The sequence below is a fragment of the Pseudoalteromonas sp. Z9A4 genome (assembly GCF_011378845.1).
Lineage (GTDB): Bacteria > Pseudomonadota > Gammaproteobacteria > Enterobacterales > Alteromonadaceae > Pseudoalteromonas > Pseudoalteromonas arctica.
In genome coordinates this window covers 162,076-182,071 of the sequence record NZ_WTLA01000005.1, presented here as the reverse complement: position 1 = coordinate 182,071, position 19,996 = coordinate 162,076, and the positions used below count along the sequence as shown (strand labels likewise).

The 19,996-nt window shown below is 41.1% G+C and carries 18 protein-coding genes; 10 read left to right on the top strand and 8 right to left on the bottom strand.

Translation table 11 applies throughout. The features are described from left to right. Positions 1 to 8: 8 nt before the first annotated feature. The 5 genes from GQR54_RS06345 to bioB all read right to left on the bottom strand — a co-directional run bounded on the left by GQR54_RS06345 (position 9) and on the right by bioB (position 5,504). Positions 9 to 1,580 (bottom strand): FAD-dependent oxidoreductase, encoded by a 1,572-nt coding sequence (locus tag GQR54_RS06345; RefSeq protein ID WP_166376870.1) that lies wholly within the window; start codon positions 1,578 to 1,580, stop codon positions 9 to 11. Between the two features lie 121 nt (positions 1,581 to 1,701). Continuing rightward, the gene (bioD, locus tag GQR54_RS06340) at positions 1,702 to 2,385 is read right to left on the bottom strand and encodes a dethiobiotin synthase (RefSeq protein WP_166376869.1); all 684 of its coding nucleotides are present in this window, start codon (positions 2,383 to 2,385) and stop codon (positions 1,702 to 1,704) included. Positions 2,386 to 2,438: 53 nt separating this feature from the next. Beyond that, a complete protein-coding gene (locus GQR54_RS06335) occupies positions 2,439 to 3,305 on the bottom strand; it encodes a methyltransferase domain-containing protein (RefSeq protein ID WP_166376868.1) in 867 nt (288 codons plus the stop codon). After that, positions 3,302 to 4,453 (bottom strand): 8-amino-7-oxononanoate synthase, encoded by a 1,152-nt coding sequence (locus GQR54_RS06330; RefSeq protein ID WP_166376867.1) that lies wholly within the window; start codon positions 4,451 to 4,453, stop codon positions 3,302 to 3,304. The genes GQR54_RS06335 and GQR54_RS06330 overlap by 4 nt, the downstream gene beginning before the upstream one ends. Before the next feature lie 10 nt (positions 4,454 to 4,463). After that, entirely contained in the window at positions 4,464 to 5,504 is a 1,041-nt protein-coding gene (gene bioB / locus GQR54_RS06325) for a biotin synthase BioB (RefSeq protein ID WP_010552743.1), read from the bottom strand. A 94-nt stretch (positions 5,505 to 5,598) separates the two neighbouring features. Here bioB and bioA point away from each other — a divergent pair, with 94 nt between their 5' ends. The 5 genes from bioA (at position 5,599) to GQR54_RS06300 (ending at position 11,705) form a co-directional block, all read left to right on the top strand. Further along, positions 5,599 to 6,900, top strand: a complete 1,302-nt coding sequence (gene bioA, locus GQR54_RS06320) for an adenosylmethionine--8-amino-7-oxononanoate transaminase (protein ID WP_166376866.1) — start codon at positions 5,599 to 5,601, stop codon at positions 6,898 to 6,900. A gap of 421 nt (positions 6,901 to 7,321) precedes the next feature. Next, positions 7,322 to 8,134 (top strand): hypothetical protein, encoded by an 813-nt coding sequence (locus GQR54_RS06315; RefSeq protein WP_007586790.1) that lies wholly within the window; start codon positions 7,322 to 7,324, stop codon positions 8,132 to 8,134. Continuing rightward, on the top strand, positions 8,135 to 9,175 hold the full coding sequence (locus GQR54_RS06310) for an extracellular solute-binding protein (RefSeq protein ID WP_010552741.1): 1,041 nt from the start codon (positions 8,135 to 8,137) through the stop codon (positions 9,173 to 9,175). It begins immediately after the preceding gene. Next, complete coding sequence (locus tag GQR54_RS06305; protein ID WP_024589223.1) at positions 9,175 to 10,674, top strand: iron ABC transporter permease; 1,500 nt, start codon at positions 9,175 to 9,177, stop codon at positions 10,672 to 10,674. Before GQR54_RS06310 ends, GQR54_RS06305 begins: the two co-directional genes overlap by 1 nt. Before the next feature lie 14 nt (positions 10,675 to 10,688). Then, positions 10,689 to 11,705 carry an ABC transporter ATP-binding protein gene (locus GQR54_RS06300; RefSeq protein WP_166376865.1) on the top strand — a complete coding sequence of 339 codons (1,017 nt, stop codon included), beginning with the start codon at positions 10,689 to 10,691 and terminating at the stop codon, positions 11,703 to 11,705. Positions 11,706 to 11,795: 90 nt separating this feature from the next. Here GQR54_RS06300 and GQR54_RS06295 read toward each other — a convergent pair whose 3' ends face one another. Continuing rightward, positions 11,796 to 12,230: an ATP-binding protein gene (locus tag GQR54_RS06295; RefSeq protein ID WP_007586798.1), complete on the bottom strand. Its 435-nt coding sequence runs from the start codon at positions 12,228 to 12,230 to the stop codon at positions 11,796 to 11,798. A gap of 297 nt (positions 12,231 to 12,527) precedes the next feature. Here GQR54_RS06295 and asnS point away from each other — a divergent pair, with 297 nt between their 5' ends. Further along, positions 12,528 to 13,925: an asparagine--tRNA ligase gene (gene asnS, locus GQR54_RS06290; RefSeq protein WP_010552735.1), complete on the top strand. Its 1,398-nt coding sequence runs from the start codon at positions 12,528 to 12,530 to the stop codon at positions 13,923 to 13,925. A gap of 140 nt (positions 13,926 to 14,065) precedes the next feature. Here asnS and GQR54_RS06285 read toward each other — a convergent pair whose 3' ends face one another. Together GQR54_RS06285 and GQR54_RS06280 are read right to left on the bottom strand one after the other, a co-directional pair. Then, positions 14,066 to 14,992, bottom strand: coding sequence for an FAD-binding protein (locus GQR54_RS06285; protein ID WP_166376864.1), 927 nt, complete (start codon positions 14,990 to 14,992; stop codon positions 14,066 to 14,068). Further along, complete coding sequence (locus GQR54_RS06280; protein WP_076924607.1) at positions 14,993 to 15,742, bottom strand: electron transfer flavoprotein subunit beta/FixA family protein; 750 nt, start codon at positions 15,740 to 15,742, stop codon at positions 14,993 to 14,995. It lies immediately after the preceding gene. Between the two features lie 221 nt (positions 15,743 to 15,963). Here GQR54_RS06280 and GQR54_RS06275 point away from each other — a divergent pair, with 221 nt between their 5' ends. From GQR54_RS06275 to tsaA, 4 genes are all read left to right on the top strand, one after another. Further along, the gene (locus GQR54_RS06275) at positions 15,964 to 17,610 is read left to right on the top strand and encodes an electron transfer flavoprotein-ubiquinone oxidoreductase (protein WP_166376863.1); all 1,647 of its coding nucleotides are present in this window, start codon (positions 15,964 to 15,966) and stop codon (positions 17,608 to 17,610) included. 132 nt (positions 17,611 to 17,742) lie between these two features. Then, positions 17,743 to 18,207: an acyl-CoA thioesterase gene (locus tag GQR54_RS06270; protein ID WP_007586808.1), complete on the top strand. Its 465-nt coding sequence runs from the start codon at positions 17,743 to 17,745 to the stop codon at positions 18,205 to 18,207. Between the two features lie 259 nt (positions 18,208 to 18,466). After that, positions 18,467 to 19,036: an outer membrane beta-barrel protein gene (locus tag GQR54_RS06265; RefSeq protein ID WP_166376862.1), complete on the top strand. Its 570-nt coding sequence runs from the start codon at positions 18,467 to 18,469 to the stop codon at positions 19,034 to 19,036. A 203-nt stretch (positions 19,037 to 19,239) separates the two neighbouring features. Continuing rightward, positions 19,240 to 19,944 carry a tRNA (N6-threonylcarbamoyladenosine(37)-N6)-methyltransferase TrmO gene (gene tsaA, locus GQR54_RS06260; RefSeq protein ID WP_007586811.1) on the top strand — a complete coding sequence of 235 codons (705 nt, stop codon included), beginning with the start codon at positions 19,240 to 19,242 and terminating at the stop codon, positions 19,942 to 19,944. Positions 19,945 to 19,996: the final 52 nt, after the last annotated feature.

Genomic DNA, 19,996 nt, shown 5'->3' with positions numbered 1-19,996 from the left:
TCAGCTTATTACAAGCTGTTATTTAGCTCTGCCATATCAATTGGAAATCCACGCTCGTGTGCCAATATGCGCGCAACTTCGTCAATACTTTCGCAGCTATTATGTTTAAGGTACGACCATTGATGAGTACTGCGGTGATGATTTACAGCAGGATCACTGCTTATTATTCCCAATTTTATAAACTCACCCACTATTTGATCTGCCGCTATTAACGTTGACGATGCTTTAACATTTTCGGCCCGTGCATAATTAATATGCGAATATAAACTTACATCGGCTACGCGCAAAGTGTCATCATCACCTGGGATTTGTTGCCCGCCAAACAAGGCATTATTTTGTTTATTAGCAGTTTTAAACGCAGGTACAAACTCGGCTACATAATCAATTGCTGTTTGGGTACGTGTTTGCAATGCTGCTTCATCCCAGCCATCTTTAATATAATGCAGGTATTTATTGGGGAGTTTAGGTTGAGCACTCATTGGTGTTGCATCAGCTAAGCCATCATTAAATAGCGTAATGTCGTTGGTCATGCCGTGTATTTGAAAATAACCATTTGGGTAAGGCGTTAGCTGCGCCATGCCCTCTGGTGTGCCACGGTTACCGTAAATAATAATTTCGGGTATTTGCCCACCAGCACCTTGCCAATGAGTAATGTAAGAGGCTTTAAATTCGACCATGCGTTTTACATCTACCCCAACCAGGTCGTCAATAATACCGGTTTGAAAACCACACGCATTAATTAGGTAATCTACCTCAATGGTTTGTGTATCAGTTGGAGTATCAGGTTGTTCATCAAGGCTTTGCTCTGATTGGTATTCAATGCGCCACTTAAGTGTTTGCTTATCATTATTGGTATTAATAATTGACGATACATTTTTAACACTGGTGTTTGTTAAAACGTGAGCGTGTTTGTACTGTGCAAGGGCGAGCTGTGCACTGGCCGATAAACGAAATATATTCCAACCATATTCTTGTGCAACAATAAGCGGAAACTTTAGCTTATCTAAATCTAAATGCTTAGCAACGGGTATCATCCACTCATCTAACGACGTGGGCTTCGCTACTTGTTTTTGCTTAGCAAGCTTTAGCATTTGCTCATAACTATATAACTGATAATAATGCTCTGGCTCGCCTAATATTTTGTTAGCGCTATCTTGCTCAACAAGCTCGCTGTAGGCTTTTACTAATTTATTTAAACGCGGAAATAAATCCTCTGGTGCTTCGTCATCGCGCTTGGGTACGGCAAATACTGTGGGGCGAACATCGATGGTGTGAGGATAAAGGCGCGCAATGTCTATACATTGCTTGAGTAAATCTATGCAGTCTTCATCGGGTATTTCACGGTATAAGTTGCCACCTGCATGCAAATGGCACATTGGAGGGCCATCAATTAACGACTTTTTCTTTTCAAGTACATAAGTTTCTAACCCTAACGCAGCAAGCCTAATGGCTATTGTGGCGCCAGCTGTGCCCCCACCTATTATTCCTACGCGTTTTTTAGGTAAGCCATAGTTTAGTGCTTTTGGCTCAGCGCTTACGTGCGCATTTTGGGCGTAGCGTTGAATAAATGGGTGCGTCATATAGTCGTTATGTCCTTAGTAACATTGTCTTTAAGCAAGCTATGTATTTATAAACGTTTATATGTGTACTAAGGCTGACTATTTCAAGATTTACTTAAAAAAGTAACTTTTTTAAAACCACTTAAGTGTTTATAGATAACGCACTAAGCAAGCTTTTGTATATTTGTAACTTAGGAGTTTGCTCGCTGTATGGGCTTATGGCAAGTATTGGGAACGGTAAACGTGCTTTGAGTGAATCAAGGTTTGCTTGATACTCGTCCATGTTTTTATCGACTTGGTTTGCAATCCAACCAACGCAGTTTATACCCATACTTTGCATATGCGCAGCGGTTAGTAACGCATGATTTAAGCAACCTAATTTCATACCAACAACGAGTATTACCGGCAGTTGCTCTGCTTTAACCCAGTCGTATAAATACTCCGTATTGTTAATAGGTAACGCCCAGCCACCAGCACCTTCAGTTAGTATGTAATTAGCTCCCTGTTGTTTTACACCTTTATAAGCATCGCTTAGTTTATCTACAGTAATACTCACTCCAACTTGCTCAGCGGCTATGTGCGGCGCAATAGGTGGTGCAAACGCAAACGGATTTACTACGTCGTATTTAGCGCTCACTGTTGCGCTTTCCATTAGTATAAGAGCATCGGCGTTTACTAGTTGATCGAACGCCATTTCGCAGCCAGCAGCAAGGGGTTTAAAACCAATGGCTTGTTTTTTGTGTTGGGCAAGTAACTTTAATAGCAAACTGGTAACGTGGGTTTTTCCGGCATCGGTGTCGGTGCCTGTTATAAAAAATTCTTTCATTACTTTGCCTTATGATCTGAATCTAACTTTGGTTTAAGTTTTAACTTAAGCAATTAATCGCTTTTTTGTAATGATAACAGCACCACATGATAAGACACACATGCTTTGTTATTTATAAGCGGATACGCACTGCATACTTTTTGTAGCGCCGATTTAGTAAGTAACCCTTGACGTGTATTGGTATGATTTTGCGTAGTTGCACCTATAGCTTTAATTGAGGCAATAGCTTTTAAAGGTGTTGTGTATTCATCGGTGTAAATACGTTTTTGAGCGCTGTTAATAGTAAACCCTGCTTTTTGGACTGATTGGTTTATATGCAACTCACTATTAAAGGTATTTATGTGGCTGTTAGAATCGAGCGCTGCAAAGGCTGTTTTTATTTCGTTAAGTGAGCCCTCTACCGCAGCGCTTATGTACGCCTGCCCGCCTGGTTTTAATATGCTGTAAAGTGATTGCATTAAAGCCGAAAAATTAGCAGACCACTGCACTGCAAAATTACTGTAAATTACATCAACACTGTTTGCTTGCAGCGGTAAGTTATCCATATCGGCGCATATTTTTGGTGCGGTTAAATCACTACTTTGTAGCATGTTTAAGCTCAAATCCATGGCAATAACGCTTGCAAACATACTTTGTAAGGTATGCGTATTAACAAGTGGGCCTGCGCCTAAATCAACACAAAGCATATTTTTATTAAAGCCTGGTTTTATGAGTGCAAATAGATCGCTCGCTGCGTGTTTTTGTACATTTGCATGAGTGTTATAACGCGCTGCCGCCTTTGAAAACTTACTTTGTGTAGACTTTTTAAGCTCCTTGCTTAAATCCTTGTTTAACTCTATATCCAATTCGCTACTTACTAGGCACGGTTTTACAAGTTGTGTTTGCACTAGGTCTGTTTTTAATACTGGCTGAGCAGTCATGCTATTGCACCTACTAAATGCTTAACTAAGTGCGTTATGTCTTGCTCGGTATGTGCGGCGGTTAAAGTAATGCGTAAACGTGAGCTGTTATGTGCAACCGTCGGCGGTCTAATTGCAGTGAGCCAAATACCCTGTTGTTTAAGTTTATCTGCCGCTTGCAACGTTTGCTCAGCGCAGCCTAATACAATGGGTTGTATGGCTGTGTTTGATTCCATTACAGCAATATTATGGGTTTTAGCGAGTTGCTTAAATAACGCAATATTGGCATTTAGTTTATCGCGTTTATCATTGGCTGTTTTTATGCTTTTAATACGCGCAAGTGTGTGACTTGCCATAAGCGGCGACATAGCGGTTGAATACGTGTAATCGCGATTAAATTGCAGCATGTAATCAATAAACTGTTTACTGCCTAATACACACGCGCCACTACTGGCAACTGCTTTACCAAAGGTAATGACTAATATATCTGGCAGCGTTTGAGTAATAAATGCTTCGCAACTGCCCAAACCGGTTTTGCCTAATGCACCAAAGCCGTGTGCGTCGTCAATCATTAGCCATGCGTTATGCTGTTTTGCAAGTGCGAGTAATTCTTTAAGAGGCGCGGTATCGCCATCCATCGAAAATACGCCTTCGCTTATAATCAGCTTGTTTTGCGCTTTTGATTTTTCGAGCTGTGAACGTAAATGATTCATGTCGTTGTGATTAAAACGCACTAATGCCGCGTTACAATGCAGAGCACCGTCAATCAAGCTTGCATGATTTAACTTATCTTGAAAAATAGCGCTGTTTTGCGCAGCCGCTTTATCTTGAAACAACGCTTTAATTACGCTGCTATTAGCGCTAAACCCTGAGTTAAACAGCATCCCTGCGCCATAACCAAATTGCTCGCATAAGTATTGTTCGAGCACTTTTTGCTGCGCCTGATAACCGGTAACCAATGCTGAGCTGTGACTCCCTAATGCGTGGGAGTCATTAATATTAACAGCCTCATCAGCAAAACCTAAATAGTCGTTACTGGCAAAGTTAAGGTAGGCTTTATTATTAACCGTTATGGTGCGCGCTGTTGCATGTTGCACTACGTGGCGTTTACGAAGTAACGCATCTTGCTGGCGAGCCTGCAGATGCGTGTTTATAAAATCAAAAGGCATTGATATAAGCCTACGCTTCGTAAAACAATTCAGACGTTGCTTTGTCGGCTACTTGCGATGAAAGCGAGGCTTCTACTGCTTCGTCTGAATAGTCGTGACGCTTTTCTGGGTTCATGCCTAATTTTTTAATTAGGTTCATATCGGCATCAGCGTCTGGGTTTTCGGTGGTAAGAAGTTTGTCGCCATAAAATATTGAGTTAGCGCCTGCAAAAAAGCACATTGACTGCATTTGCTCGTTCATGGCGTTACGCCCTGCCGATAAACGCACATAACTGTGTGGCATCATAATGCGCGCTGTTGCAATGGTACGTACAAATTCAAAGTGATCTAAATCGTCTGCGTTTTCAAGCGGTGTGCCTTTAACTTTAACGAGCATATTAATAGGCACGCTTTCTGGCTGTTGTGGCAAATTAGCTAGCTGCATCAGTAACCCATAACGGTCGCTTGCTTGCTCGCCCATACCGACTATTCCGCCCGAGCATACTTTCATACCAGCATCGCGTACGTGGTCAATGGTATTTAATCTATCTTGAAAAGTACGGGTTGATATAATTTGCTCGTAATACTCAGGTGACGTGTCAAGGTTGTGATTATAGTAATCAAGCCCAGCGTCGCGAAGCTCATGAGCTTTTTCGTTAGTGAGTTTACCCAGCGTCATGCAGGTTTCTAACCCTAGCTCTTTTACTTCTTTAACCATTTGCGAAATGTATGGCATGTCTCTGTCTTTTGGATCTGACCATGCAGCGCCCATACAAAAACGGGTCGCGCCTTTTTGTTTTGCAAGGCGCGCTTGCTCTACTACTTTTTCTACTTCTATTAAGCGTTCGCGTTCTAAATCAGTTCGGTAATGCCCCGACTGCGGGCAATACTTACAATCTTCTGGGCAAGCGCCTGTTTTAATTGATAACAACGTAGAAATTTGCACTTCATTTGGGTTGAAGTTAGCACGGTGAACCGATGCGGCTTTAAAAAGTAAATCGTTAAATGGCATTTCAAATAATGCTTTAACTTCAGCGTGGGTCCAATCGTGACGAACAGGTGCAAGTTCCATAATACTCTCTTATTTTTTTCTCAGCGGTGATATTGGCTTAGTCTACGAGTTGAAGTAACATTGTCAACGAAGCCCATCTAGTTAAAGTTTACATATGATTAAAAAGAATACGATTGACCTTGATTTTGATCGTGAGCACATTTGGCACCCATATACATCTATGACTAAGCCAATTCCGGTATATCCCGTTACACATGCTAATCACAATATTATTCACCTAGAAACTGGCGAGCAATTAATCGATGGCATGGCCTCGTGGTGGAGCGCAATTCATGGCTATAACCACCCTGTTATAAATAATGCCATGATTGAGCAAATTAATAGTATGAGCCACATTATGTTTGGCGGTATTACGCATAGCAGCGCGGTAGAGCTGTGCAAAAAAATAGTAAATATAACGCCGCCTAGTTTAACTAAAGTATTTTTAGCCGACAGCGGATCGGTAAGTGTTGAAGTGGCAATAAAAATGGCGCTGCAATATTGGTTAAGCCAAGGCATTACAACAAAACAAAAATTAATGACGCCTTACAAGGGCTACCATGGCGACACCTTTGCAGCCATGAGCGTATGCGACCCCGTTAACTCAATGCATAATTTATATTCAGGCTTTTTACCTGAGCACGTTTTTGTACCCGCACCAGTAAGTAAGTTTGGAAGCGAGTTTGACCAGGCAGAAGCCCAAGAGCTTGAAGAATACTTTAAAGCAAACCACAGCCAAGTAGCCGCCTTTATCATTGAGCCTATTGTACAAAACGCGGGGGGTATGAACTTTTATCACCCCGATTATTTAGCCTGCGTGCGTAAGTTATGTACGCAATATAACGTATTGCTAATTTGCGACGAAATTGCCACAGGCTTTGGCCGTACAGGTAAGTTATTTGCGGTAGAGCACGCTAATATAGAGCCCGATATAATGTGTATTGGTAAAGCGTTAACTGGCGGCTCAATGACCCTGTCGGCCACTATCACTAGCGATAAAATAGCCATTGGCATAAGCGAAGGTGAAGCGGGTGTTTTAATGCACGGCCCTACTTTTATGGGTAACCCGCTTGCCTGTGCTGCGGCCTGCGCAAGTATTGATTTATTACTTGAGCAAAACTGGCAACAACGAATAAAGCAAATAAATACCCAACTACAACAACTTAATAAATGCAGTGAACTAGATGCGGTTGCCAATGTACGTACCTTAGGTGCAATAGGCGTTGTTGAGCTAAACGAGGCTGCTGGCAATGTTGATGTTGCTAAAATTCAGGCTTATTTTGTAGAGCAAGGCGTATGGATACGCCCATTCGGTAAACTAATTTACCTCATGCCACCGTATATAAGTGACGACACCAGTATAAAAACACTGTGTGATGCCATTTATAATGCCATTAAAGGCAAGCATTACGCTTAATAGCTAGGGCGTGTTGATCTTTGGTAGGTGAATTTGCAGCAGTATGTTTGGTTTTTAGGCAAGGCAGAGCCTATGTAGTGTGGTTATTCCCCATAAATAGGCGATAACGCAGCATAAATGACAAACATGCGCTGCCCTTTGGGTTCTTTCTAGGGACGATAAACTCTTTGTTACTCGGTTTTTACTTAGCCCACTAGGTTACAAACCTCGCGCCGCGATTTAATCGTCCCTAGATTGAACAAATTTCAATCCGCAAAGGTCAACACGCCCTAATCTTACAGGTTATAGCGCTATTTACTGTAACCTACCGCTACATTTAGTGTTTTTATCTATTAAGCGAGTTTGTAGTTATTGATCTCGTTAACTATTAGCTATATGATAATGTCTATCATTTACAATTACCTTTTTGGACTTCTTTGCTATGAAATTACTATTTAAACCAGCCAAAACTCTAGGTGCAAGCCTTTTACTAGCCTCGGCGTTTATGGCTCAACCAGTATTAGCTAACGGCCCTATTGGCGAGCATGTTAATCATCTTCAAGCTAACCTTAAAAGTTACGCAGAAGAAGTAGAATGGATGGTAGGCAAAGTTGATACCATGGTAAGCGACTACGACACTAAAGGCGCAAAAGCTGTAAAAACTGATGATTTAATTGAATACTGGGAATCAGTTAAGTTTCACAGCGCAATAGAAACTAACTTCGTACCGGTATACGCCTCTATTTGGCAGGGTCTTTATGGCGTAAAAATGGCCATTGATAATAAACAGCCTGCTGAGGAAGTTCGTAAACAACAAAAAGCGATGAACATAGCCTTGTGGCAAGGCCTTGGGGCTGTTAAGCTTGCTGCAAAATTCCAGCAAAAAGGCTTGTTAGACACTGTAAAAGCAACCGCTACAAAAGAAATGACACAAAGTGCCACTATTGATGAAATTAAGCACAAATTAGACCGTGTAGTAGCTAAATTTGCTGAGCGTTTACAAGACGAAGCAACTGAAATTGTTCACGATACTTATCTACACCTGTTTGAAGGCGTTGAAGGTACACTTATTGAGCAAGACGCCAACCTAGTTGAAGTGCTGGAAAAAGACTTTAACGTAACACTGCCACTAGCAATTAAAAACAGCAAAAGCGTAGATGAAGTACGCGATGTGATCAGTGATATGCAAACAAAATTAGACCGCGCTAAGGTTTTAATAGAAAAAGCCGAAAAAGCCCGTAAGGATGTATTTTAAGTGAAGCGTAGGACCTTTATTCAAGGCCTAGCTGCGTTAGGGGTGGTTGGCTCATTGCCACTGCCTCTTTCTCGTGCGCTAGCCGCTGATATAGCAAACCCAGTTTCTGTTGATGATTTACCAAAGCTTAAAGGTGAGTTAACCCTTTATTTAGGCCGAGGCGAAGGTGGTTTGTATGAAAACGTATTGCAAGCAATCCAGAAAAAAAATCCAGACTTTAAACTCGGTATACGCCGAGGTCCTACTGCTGCTTTAGCAAATACGATTGTTGCAGAAGCTAAAGCCGGCGTTCGCCGCGCTGATTTATTTTGGGCGGTTGATTCAGGCGCGATTGGTTTAGTAACCGATGCAGGCCTTGCACAACCTATCCCAGGTGATTTATCTGCTCAGTTACAACCACAATTTAGATATAAAGAGTGGGCTCCAGTAACTGGCCGTATTCGTACATTGCCATATAACACGTCGCGTTTGACCAAAGATCAAATTCCAACAAGTATTATGGAAATTGCCGACAGCGATTTAAGTATTGGCTGGGCGCCCGCCTACGCTTCTTTTCAATCGTTTGTAACCGCAATGCGAATTTTAGAAGGCGACGACAAAACTGCTAAGTGGCTTAAAAAGATAAAAAAACGTGCTAAAACATACGCTGGAGAATTAGGTGTTGTTATGGGCGTTGAACGCGGTGAAGTTGATATTGGTTTTGCTAATCATTATTACACATTGCGTTTAAAATCAGGCAAGCCTGATGCTAAGCTTGATTTAGCATTTACACAAAATGATGCTGGCTGTTTAGTTAATGCATCGGGTGTATTAGCACTTAACGATGATCCGCTTGCTACTAACTTTATGCGTTACTTACTAAGTAAAGAAGTACAAGGTTACTTAGCCAGTGAAGCGTACGAAATTCCGTTAGTAAATGGTATTACCCAACCTGAGGGTCTACCATCACTTGCTAATATTTCTCCACCTAAAGTAGATTTAACACAGCTTGCTGATTTACGCCCTACTATAGATTTGATGCGTAGCAGCGGCGTATTGTAATGAGAATACCTGCCTCTTATCCAATGGCGCTGCTTGCAGCGCTTGTTGCGCTTACCCCTGTTTATGTATTAATAGTGCTTGCAAGCGATGCAAGCTCAGTGTTTGACACCCACAATCTTCAAATTTTAGGTAACACGTTATCGTTAATGGGTTTAACGGTACTCGGATCTATTTTAATTGGTGTGCCACTGGCGTTTATTAGCGCGTATGTGCATTTGCCATTTAAAAAACTCTGGCTAGTTGTATTTGCGGCGCCGCTGGCAATTCCCAGTTATATTGGCGCGTTTACACTTTATGCTGCTTTTGGCCCCGGTGGCGAAATAAACACCTTAACAGGAATAGAAACACCATCAATGTATGGCCTAACAGGTGCCGCCATTGTAATGACGCTTTATACTTTCCCGTTTGTAATGATGACAACTCGCTCATCCCTACTGAGCCTTGACGCGAGCATGGTTAATGCCGCGCGTACGCTGGGTATGTCGATGACGCAAAGTATATTTAAAGTTATATTACCGCGCGTAGTTAACGGTATTGCAGCAGGCTCTTTGTTAGTCGCGCTTTATACGTTATCAGACTTTGGCACGCCCGCAATGATGCGCTTAGATACGTTTACCCGCGTAATTTACGTTGAATACAATGCCTTTGCGTTAGGACGCGCTGCCATGCTTTCGCTTCAACTGATGGTTATTGTTGGCTTTTTACTTTTAGTTGAATCACAAATAAAAACAGCCCCTGAGCGCCAAGGTCGCCCGTTAATTTTATTCCCAAGCAAACTACAGTTAAGTGCAATATTTATTACGTTTGCACCTGTTTTACTGCTCGCTATTGGCTTGCCTTTGGCTATATTTTCGCTTTGGTTAGCTCGTGATGGTTTTAGCTCATTTGATTTTAATATTGCGTGGAACTCTACGTATGCATCGGGTATTGCGGCAATTGTAGCCGTTATCGTTGCGATCCCCGTTGCACATGCCGCACTGAGTGGAAAAGCGGGTCGTATAATGGAGCGTGTTACTTACTTTGGTTTTGGTATTCCGGGTATAGTAATGGGCACAGCGCTTGTTTACGGTGGTTTGCAGTTACCGTTTTTATATCAAACACTGGGATTGCTTATTATTGCTTATATGCTGCGATTTTTACCACTTGCTGTGGGCTCTGTTAGAACAAGCACCGAACACTTAGACCCAAGTTTAGTAAAGTCTGCGCGCGTATTAGGGGCAAGCCCACGTGAAGTATTTACTCGTATAACACTGCCTTTAACAATGCGCGGTATTATTGCCGGTGCAGCACTAGTGTTTTTAGAGTCAATGCGCGAACTAGAAGCCACGCTATTACTTGGCCCAACAGGGTTTGAAACCCTCTCTACCTATTTATGGCGTGTATACGAAGCGGGCTATTTTGGTCGCGCCGCTATTCCTGGATTATTGTTAGTAGTGATATCTGCCTGCGGGTTAGCTATTATGATGTCTGGCGAAAAACGCAACCAGTTTGAACATTAAGGATTTAAGAAACAATGCTATCTGTAAGTCAGTTGTCTATAGATTATGGCAGTAACCGCGTAGTAAGCGATTTAAACTTGTCGCTGGGTGAAAACGAAATCCTTATGCTTGTAGGGCCAACAGGTTGTGGTAAAAGTACAATTTTACAAGCCCTTGCTGGCCTTATACCTATTAGCGAAGGCGAAATAAACACGGGTAAATGGCGCGCTACACCCAAATTAACAATACCTCCTGAAAAACGCAGTGTAGGTATGGTTTTTCAAGATTTTGCGTTATTTCCGCACTTAACCGTACAGCAAAACATTTGCTTTAGATTAAAAGATACAGCCCCTGCTGAGTATTGGATAAAACTACTTGGACTGAGCGATTTTAGAGATAAAAAACCAGCAACGCTTTCTGGCGGACAAAAGCAACGTGTTGCACTTGCGCGCACCCTTGCCCACCAACCTGATTTTGTATTGCTTGATGAACCGCTTTCAAACTTAGATGCAGCCCTTAAAGACATGCTTCGTTGGGATATTAGAAACGCACTTAAAGCCGCTGGCGTACCAGCTATTTGGGTAACACACGACCAAGAAGAAGCACTCTCAGTTGGCGATCGTGTTGGTGTGCTTAAAGGCGGTAAAATTCAGCAAATCGATACACCCGAGCGCTGCTTTAGTACCCCAAATAATCGCTTTGTGGCACGCTTTTTAGGTGAAGCCAGCTTTATTAGCGGCCAATTTAGCCAAGGACAAGCCACTACCTCAATTGGTAATGCGCCAGCTCATGGCGTTGACTGTGAAAGTGGCGACGTTGATGTACTACTACGCCCTGACGATGTATTGCTTGTACAAAGCAGTGTTGGTAATAACGGCGAAGTAATTTGGGTACGTTTTGAAGGTGGCAGTCGCTTGTGCGCTGTAAAACTTGCGTGCTCTACTGTTGTAACTAGCCGAGTAAGCCATGAAGTTGTGGTAAACCCTGGCGACGAAGTGCATGTATCACTAAGTACCTCGCACCCATTAGCGGTTTATAAACAAAAAGCTTAACTACTTTTTTACTTACATAAACCAAAAAGCCCATATATATGGGCTTTTTAATAGGTATTACTATGTATGTTACTAACTAAATTCGAAGCACTACCACTCAAACATGTAGGCCATTTTGCTTATTGTTTTAAGCGGGACATTATGCGAATTACGTTTAGCATATAAGTGCTGCATTGATTTGTCTTTCACTTCACCCACTATCACTTCTTTTACTTGATAACCTAAAGCAACAGCAGCTTGAGTGTAAGCTATAAATTCCCACTTTTTAATATTGGTGTTATCTACAATTACCAATGGCATACCTTGAGCAAGTGCATTTATAAAGCGCGCTAAATTTAAATTATGAAATTGCGACAATTTAAATTTATCGAAATGATATTCGCCCTGCTCATTAATAAAGTAATCATCAGTTGAGCAGATTAGGTATTGGCTTTCGTCAACTCCACCTAATTCGTCAGCAAGGCTTTGCGCGTAGTAAGACTTACCGCTTCCTGGTAGTCCTCGTAAAATAAAAACTTGTTTCATAGCATCGATTTTTTAAGTGTGAATAAATAGTAATTTGATTTGTTTGTTAATAATGCCACAAAATCATTAAATTTAAGAGCAACAAATCATAATAGTAGCAATTAAACTCTAAAAACTGTTTAAAAATAAACCGCATGCATAAAAACTTTTAAAGAGTTGCCCACAATAGTTTTTTTATTCAACTTTACTAGGTAAGATACAGGGTTCAAGTGCAGCGCCGTTTATGTGCAATTTATGCTCGAGTGCTGCGCACAGTTAAAATAAAATAGTTAGGCAACTTATATCATTGGAGTGAAGATGAGCCATTTAGCGATTTCAGAGCTATTAAAAGGCAATGTTGCGGTAGACAGCCAAGTAACAATTAAGGGCTGGATCCGTACTCGCCGCGATTCAAAAGCAGGAATTTCATTTTTAGCCGTTCATGACGGTTCGTGTTTTGATCCTATTCAAGCGGTAGTTCCTAATTCACTGAATAATTATGATGAAGTTACTAGCTTAACAGCCGGTTGTTCTGTGTCGGTTACTGGTGTTTTAGTACAATCTGCTGGTCAAGGTCAATCTTACGAAATTCAAGCTAATACAGTGACTGTATTAGGTTGGGTAGAGAACCCAGATTCATACCCAATGTCGGCAAAACGTCACAGCATTGAGTACTTACGTGAGCACGCTCACCTTCGCCCTCGTACAAATATGATTGGCGCGGTAACTCGTGTACGTAACTGTTTAGCACAAGCTATTCACCGTTTTTACCACGAGCAAGGCTTTTACTGGATCAGCACGCCAATTATTACGGCAAGTGACTGTGAAGGCGCTGGCGAAATGTTCCGTGTGTCTACGCTTGATATGCAAAACTTACCGCTTACAGACAAAGGCGAAGTTGATTACAGCGAAGATTTCTTCGGTAAAGAAGCATTCCTTACTGTATCTGGCCAGTTAAATGGCGAAACTTACGCGTCTGCAATGTCAAAAATTTACACGTTTGGCCCAACATTCCGTGCAGAAAATTCAAATACATCACGCCACCTTGCAGAATTTTGGATGGTAGAGCCTGAAGTTGCGTTTGCTGATTTAGAAGACATCGCAAAACTTGCTGAAAATATGCTTAAGTATGTGTTTAAAGCGGTACTTGAAGAGCGCCGTGATGACATGGAATTTTTTGCACAACGTGTAGAAAAAACCGCAATTACGCGTTTAGAAGAATTTGTAGAAAAAGACTTCGCACAGGTAAATTACACTGAAGCAGTAGAGATCCTTAAAAACTGTGGTAAAAAGTTTGAGTACGCTGTTGAATGGGGTGTAGATTTACAGTCTGAGCACGAGCGTTACTTAGCTGAAGAGCACTTTAAAGCACCGGTAGTTATTAAAAACTACCCACGTGACATTAAAGCATTCTACATGCGCCAAAACGAAGACGGTAAAACCGTTGCCGCAATGGACATTGTAGCACCAGGTATTGGTGAGATCATTGGTGGTTCACAACGTGAAGAACGCCTTGATGTACTTGATGCACGCTTAGAAGAAATGGGCTTAAACAAAGAAGATTACAGCTGGTACCGCGATTTACGTAAATACGGTAGCGTGCCACACTCAGGCTTTGGTTTAGGCTTTGAACGCTTAGTTGCTTATGTAACAGGTATGGGCAACGTACGTGACGTTATTGCCTTCCCTCGTACTAAAGGCAGCGCAACTTACTAATACTAAGTTAGCCGTTTATAAATACTAAAAACCAGCCAATTGGCTGGTTTTTTTGTGTCTTTAATTTACCGAATAAAAAAGCCGCAGCACTCAAAGAGCACCACGGCTTTCAACCAGAATAAATTTTGCTTAATTAAGCGCTATAAAGCACTTTCGAGCTGTGGCAGTACTTCAAATAAATCTGCGACTAACCCGTAATCTGCAACTTGAAAAATAGGTGCGTCAGGGTCTTTATTAATAGCGACGATTACTTTTGAGTCTTTCATACCGGCTAAATGCTGAATAGCACCGCTAATCCCTACTGCAATGTATAAATTAGGCGCTACAATTTTACCTGTTTGCCCTACTTGCATGTCGTTAGGTACAAAGCCTGCATCAACCGCTGCGCGCGACGCACCAATCGCAGCACCGAGTTTATCGGCAATACCATTAAGTAGTGCAAAGTTTTCACCGTTTTGCATACCGCGACCACCCGATATAACGACAGTGGCAGCCGTAAGTTCAGGTCGTTCAGACTCTGTTTGTTCAACACTTACAAAGCTACTTAATTGCGAATCAGACACTGTATCAATGCTTGTTATAGCCGCTGCTGATTGCTCGCCTTGTAAATCAAAGCTACTGGCACGTACGGTAATTACTTTTTTACTGTCGAGTGATTTAACCGTTGCGATTGCATTACCTGCATAAATTGGACGTTTAAATGTATCGGCGTCCACTACTGCGATAATTTCAGAAATTTGCGCAACATCTAATAACGCAGCAACACGTGGCATAAAGTTTTTACCTGTTGTCGTTGCACTTGCAACAATGTGGCTGTAGTTGTCGCTAAGCGATAAAACTAAATCGGTCATGCTCTCAGCTAACTGATGTTCATAAACGCTATTATCGGCAACTAAAACATTAGCTACGCCATCAATGCTGGCCACTTGTGAGCTCATTGCGCTTAGGCTGTTCCCTGCAATAAGCACATCAACAGGAAAACCCATTTTTACTGCAGCGTTAATAGTTTTTGAGGTTTCTGGTTTTAAGGCACCGTTGTCGTGCTCTGCAATTACGAGTGTTTTCATTTAAATCACCTTTGCCTCTGTTTTTAATTTTTCTACAAGCTGTGCAACGTCTTCAACAATAATTCCTGCGGTACGTTTAGCTGGCTCTTCTACACTTATTAATTGAATACGCGGTGTTAAATCAACACCAAGCGAATCAGCTGCTATTACTTCAAGCGGCTTACGTTTAGCTTTCATAATATTTGGCAGTGATGCGTAACGAGGCTCGTTTAAGCGTAAATCAGTTGTAACAACCGCCGGTAAATTAAGTGCTACCGTTTGCAGGCCCCCATCAACTTCGCGGGTCACGTTTACTTTGCCATTTTCAATAACAACCTTGGATGCAAATGTACCCTGGCCACGTTTAGTTAAAGCCGCTAGCATTTGACCTGTCTGGTTATTATCTGAATCGATTGACTGTTTACCTAAAATTACAAGTTCAGGAGATTCTTGCTCTACAATTTTAGCGAGTAGCTTTGCAATATGGAGTGACTCGAGCTTTTCATCGGTTTCGATGTGAATGGCTTTGTCGGCACCCAGTGCTAATGCTGTGCGCAATTGCTCTTGCGATGCTTTAGGACCAATAGTAACAGCAACAACTTCACTGGCTGTACCTGCTTCTTTAAGGCGAATGGCTTCTTCTATAGCAATTTCACAAAACGGGTTCATTGCCATTTTTACGTTAGTTAAATCAACGTCGCTGTTATCACTTTTAACGCGTGCTTTTACGTTGTAATCAATCACTCTTTTTATTGGTACGAGAACTTTCATAGGAACTCCATAATTATTTAAACCTACAAGGTAACGTGCACGTCAACTTATTTATTTTATGAAATTAGACTACTTCCTGTTGACGTAAACGTCAACCTAAAATAACCTTTAACTATTCACAGTCTGTAACGTTTAATTTGCAAGGTTAAAAATAGGCTGTACACCTTATTTAAATGCGTAGTAAACATTCGAATAAGTCCGTCATAGATAAAGAGGTTATTATGGTCGAACGTGAAACCATGGAATTTGATGTAGTAATTGTTGGCGCTGGACCTGCGGGGCTTTCAAGTGCAATTAAACTAGCGCAATTAGCACAAGAAAAACAACAAGAGTGCACGATTTGCGTAGTCGAAAAAGGTTCCGAAGTAGGTGCACATGTACTCTCTGGCGCTGTTTTTGAAACCAAAGCTTTGGATGAACTGCTACCAAATTGGCAAGCGCTTGGCGCACCGGTTACAACCAAAGTAACTAACGATGAAATTTATTGGTTTAATAACGAGCAAAAATCGACATCAATCCCCCACTTTACTACGCCAAAAACATTTCATAATGACGGTAACTACATTGTATCTATGGGTAATGTATGTCGATGGCTTGCTGAGCAAGCTGAAAGCTTAGGCGTAGAGATTTTTCCAGGATTTAGCGCACACTCTTTAATAATTGAAGATAAAGCAGTAAAAGGCATTATTACTGGTGATATGGGTGTCGACAAAGACGGTAATGAAAAAGACGGTTACATGCCTGGCATGGAGCTTCGTGCAAAATACACTATATTTGCAGAAGGCTGCCGAGGTCATTTAGGTAAGCAGCTAATTAATGAGTTTGCACTTGATGCAGATTCATCGCCGCAGCATTACGGTTTGGGCTTTAAAGAAATTTGGCAAATTGATGAAAGTAAGCATGAGCTTGGCAAAGTTGTTCATGGTACAGGTTGGCCACTTAGCGGCGATACTAACGGTGGTGCATTTATGTATCACAGTGAAAACAACCAAGTTGTTGTTGGATTGATTATTGATTTAAATTACTCAAACCCACATTTAAGTCCGTTCGATGAGTTTCAGCGAATGAAGCACCATCCAGTATTTAAAAACATACTTGAAGGCGGTGAACGCATTGCTTACGGTGCACGTGCTATTGCTAAGGGCGGTTTACATTCATTACCAAAAATGCATTTTGCTGGTGGCTTAATTATAGGGTGCGATGCAGGCACACTTAATTTTGCAAAAATTAAAGGTAATCACACCGCAATGAAATCGGGAATGATTGCCGCTGAGGTTATTTTTGAAGCATTGCAAAATGAGTTGGCAAATACCGATTTAACTCATTATCAAATTGCGTTTGAGCAATCGTGGGTATATAAAGAGCTATATCAATCTCGTAACTTTGGCCCTGCTATGCACAAACTCGGTAAGTTTATAGGGGGGGCGTATAACACGCTTGATCAAAACATTTTTAATGGTGGTTTACCGTTTACGTTGAAAGATAATACGCCCGATCACTCGACCCTTGTTGATGCTAACGCCGCTGACAAAATAGCGTATCCAAAACCAGATGGGCAGCTTAGCTTTGATAAACTCTCGAGCGTGTTTTTATCAAATACTAACCACGAAGAATCACAGCCGTGTCATTTAAAGCTCAAAGATGCGTCAATCCCTATTAACGTAAACCTAGTTAAATTTGATGAACCCGCACAACGTTATTGCCCAGCAGGCGTTTACGAAGTACAAGAAATATCAGGCAATAAAGAGTTTGTTATTAACGCCCAAAACTGTGTGCACTGTAAAACCTGCGATATTAAAGACCCTAGTCAAAACATTACATGGGTAACACCTGAAGGCGCTGGTGGGCCAAACTACCCTAATATGTAACTAAATTATGCTTTATATACACATATAGTCACTTTTTTTACATATAAATTATAAACATATCCTAAATTGCAGGGGCTTCGGCCCCTTTTTTACGTTATGCTAATAGTAGTTTTAATAATAAGAGTGTTATCTATGCCGTCGTCAAAAGTTGTTTTTCGTTTTTTAGCAGAGCCTACCGATGTTAATTTTGGTGGTAAAGTTCATGGTGGGGCCGTCATGAAATGGATTGACCAAGCAGGCTATGCATGTGCTGCGGGTTGGAGTGGTCACTACTGCGTAACGGTTTCGGTTGCGGGTGTTAAATTTAGACGCCCTATTCTAGTAGGTCAAATAGTCGAAGTAGAAGCTAAAATTGCCCATACGGGTAGAAGTAGTATGCAAATATTTATACAAGTGCGTTGTGGCGATCCAAAAACACAAAACATGGTTGAAACAAATCATTGTGTTATCAGCTTTATTGCAATGGATGAAACGGGCTACCCTATAGAAGTGCCTTCTTTTAAAGCTGTAACAGAAGAAGATATTAAATTAGAAAATTACGCTATAAAAATGAAAGAAATAGCAATTGAAACAGAAAACTTGCTTCATACAGTGTAATTACTAGTTTAAATAAAGTCAGGCTATGTAAAAAACTCATTATACTTTGTAAAAGATACAACTTATTTTGGAGTACTCAATTACACAAAAGTTCACTTTGATTATAAAACACGCTAAACACCTTAAAAACCAATACAAAAGAATTAATTAAGGCGTGTTTTTAATCCATTTTAATATTGGCACGCTCGCTGCAAGTAGATAATTGAGGTTTGATTAATGAAATCAAGCATTTGATTATTTTTTGTAAAGGAGCTATTCAATGATTAAAACACTTTCTCTTTCAGCTATTGCACTAGCAACAATGGGTTTTAACTCTGCAGCACACGCTGATATTTCTGATTTCGATTCTCCACGTATCTATACAGGTATTGGTTACGGTCAATATTCTTTTGAGTTTGAAGATAGTGATAACGACACTGACTTTGACGACGATGCGCAAATGCTTAAAGGCTATGTTGGGGCACAATTTAACGAGTACTTAAGCTTAGAGCTTGCTTATCAAGACTTTGATGAAGTAAGTGATATTAGCAGTAAAGCTGAAGTTGATGGCGTATCGCTTGCCGCACGCTTAGGCTATCCAATAACAGAGAGCTTTTCTGTGTACGCAAAGGGCGGTTGGCTTGAGTGGGATGCTGATTACACACAAGACTTACCAGTAGGTAGTGTATCAGCGTCTACAGATGGTGGTGATGCATTTTACGGTGCAGGTATTGAATACGCGCTTACAACAAATGTACAATTTCGTTTAGAGTACGAGCGCTATAAACTTGATGACGATATTGACCCAGATATGGATGTAGCGTCTGTATCAGTTCAATACATGTTTTAATTAGTCTTTAGCATGTATAAAAGGTAAGCCCAAGGGCTTACCTTTTTTGTTTTAGGCTCTTTTTAAATATATTAATATAAACCAATCAGTCTAATAAAAAACTTTAAACCGTTTGGTCTATACGCAATAAACTTGCTTACATTAATGCCATAAATGCTAAATGCGGGTAGAATAGCGCTCTATTTTATTTGTACCCGAGTACTATGAGCGATTATACCATTTCGGCTATTGGCCACATTCAATCTCCTTATAAACAAAAGTTTGCTATACCTAGGCAACCACGTTTAGTGCCACAAGCTAAAGCAAAGCTTATATTTGCCCCCGATTTTAATCGCGAAGAGTTTGTACGTGGTTTAGATGAATTTACTCATATTTGGTTGTTATTTCGTTTTCATGAAACAGCCGATAAAGGTTATTCTGCCATGGTGCGCCCGCCTCGTTTGGGTGGCAATGAGCGAAAAGGTGTATTTGCGACCCGCGCTACATTCAGACCAAACGCAATTGGAATGAGCGCCGTAAAACTTGAAGGTATTGAATATAAAAACGGACAACTTAGCTTATTACTCGCTGGTATTGATTTACTTGATGGCACACCGATTATTGACATAAAACCGTATTTGCCGTATTCAGACTCTATGCCGGATGCAAGTGCTGGCTTTGCTGACACGCGCCCAGAAACACAAATGACGGTTGAATTTAGCCCTCAAGCAATTGAGTTTGTTAATGCGCAAACACAATACCCAGATTTACATGATTTTATTGCCAATGTTTTAAAACAAGATCCTCGCCCTGCATATAAAAAACAAAAAGACGGCGAGCAGAGCTATGGTATGACTCTGTATAATTATAATATTCGCTGGCAAGTCAATGGCGAGCATAACGTAGTAACAAGCATAGAAAAAAACTAAATAACTCAGTTAGCGCTTTAGTGTAAAAGCATCCGCTGGTAAACTTAAGCTC

What these genes read in the sequence shown, in the direction of transcription:
- GQR54_RS06345 (WP_166376870.1), bottom strand. Translation starts at nt 1,580, where the DNA reads ATGACGCACCCATTTATTCAACGCTACGCCCAAAATGCGCACGTAAGC.
- bioD (WP_166376869.1), bottom strand. Translation starts at nt 2,385, where the DNA reads ATGAAAGAATTTTTTATAACAGGCACCGACACCGATGCCGGAAAAACC.
- GQR54_RS06335 (WP_166376868.1), bottom strand. Translation starts at nt 3,305, where the DNA reads ATGACTGCTCAGCCAGTATTAAAAACAGACCTAGTGCAAACACAACTT.
- GQR54_RS06330 (WP_166376867.1), bottom strand. Translation starts at nt 4,453, where the DNA reads ATGCCTTTTGATTTTATAAACACGCATCTGCAGGCTCGCCAGCAAGAT.
- bioB (WP_010552743.1), bottom strand. Translation starts at nt 5,504, where the DNA reads ATGGAACTTGCACCTGTTCGTCACGATTGGACCCACGCTGAAGTTAAA.
- bioA (WP_166376866.1), top strand. Translation starts at nt 5,599, where the DNA reads ATGATTAAAAAGAATACGATTGACCTTGATTTTGATCGTGAGCACATT.
- GQR54_RS06315 (WP_007586790.1), top strand. Translation starts at nt 7,322, where the DNA reads ATGAAATTACTATTTAAACCAGCCAAAACTCTAGGTGCAAGCCTTTTA.
- GQR54_RS06305 (WP_024589223.1), top strand. Translation starts at nt 9,175, where the DNA reads ATGAGAATACCTGCCTCTTATCCAATGGCGCTGCTTGCAGCGCTTGTT.
- GQR54_RS06300 (WP_166376865.1), top strand. Translation starts at nt 10,689, where the DNA reads ATGCTATCTGTAAGTCAGTTGTCTATAGATTATGGCAGTAACCGCGTA.
- GQR54_RS06295 (WP_007586798.1), bottom strand. Translation starts at nt 12,230, where the DNA reads ATGAAACAAGTTTTTATTTTACGAGGACTACCAGGAAGCGGTAAGTCT.
- asnS (WP_010552735.1), top strand. Translation starts at nt 12,528, where the DNA reads ATGAGCCATTTAGCGATTTCAGAGCTATTAAAAGGCAATGTTGCGGTA.
- GQR54_RS06285 (WP_166376864.1), bottom strand. Translation starts at nt 14,992, where the DNA reads ATGAAAACACTCGTAATTGCAGAGCACGACAACGGTGCCTTAAAACCA.
- GQR54_RS06280 (WP_076924607.1), bottom strand. Translation starts at nt 15,742, where the DNA reads ATGAAAGTTCTCGTACCAATAAAAAGAGTGATTGATTACAACGTAAAA.
- GQR54_RS06275 (WP_166376863.1), top strand. Translation starts at nt 15,964, where the DNA reads ATGGTCGAACGTGAAACCATGGAATTTGATGTAGTAATTGTTGGCGCT.
- GQR54_RS06270 (WP_007586808.1), top strand. Translation starts at nt 17,743, where the DNA reads ATGCCGTCGTCAAAAGTTGTTTTTCGTTTTTTAGCAGAGCCTACCGAT.
- GQR54_RS06265 (WP_166376862.1), top strand. Translation starts at nt 18,467, where the DNA reads ATGATTAAAACACTTTCTCTTTCAGCTATTGCACTAGCAACAATGGGT.
- tsaA (WP_007586811.1), top strand. Translation starts at nt 19,240, where the DNA reads ATGAGCGATTATACCATTTCGGCTATTGGCCACATTCAATCTCCTTAT.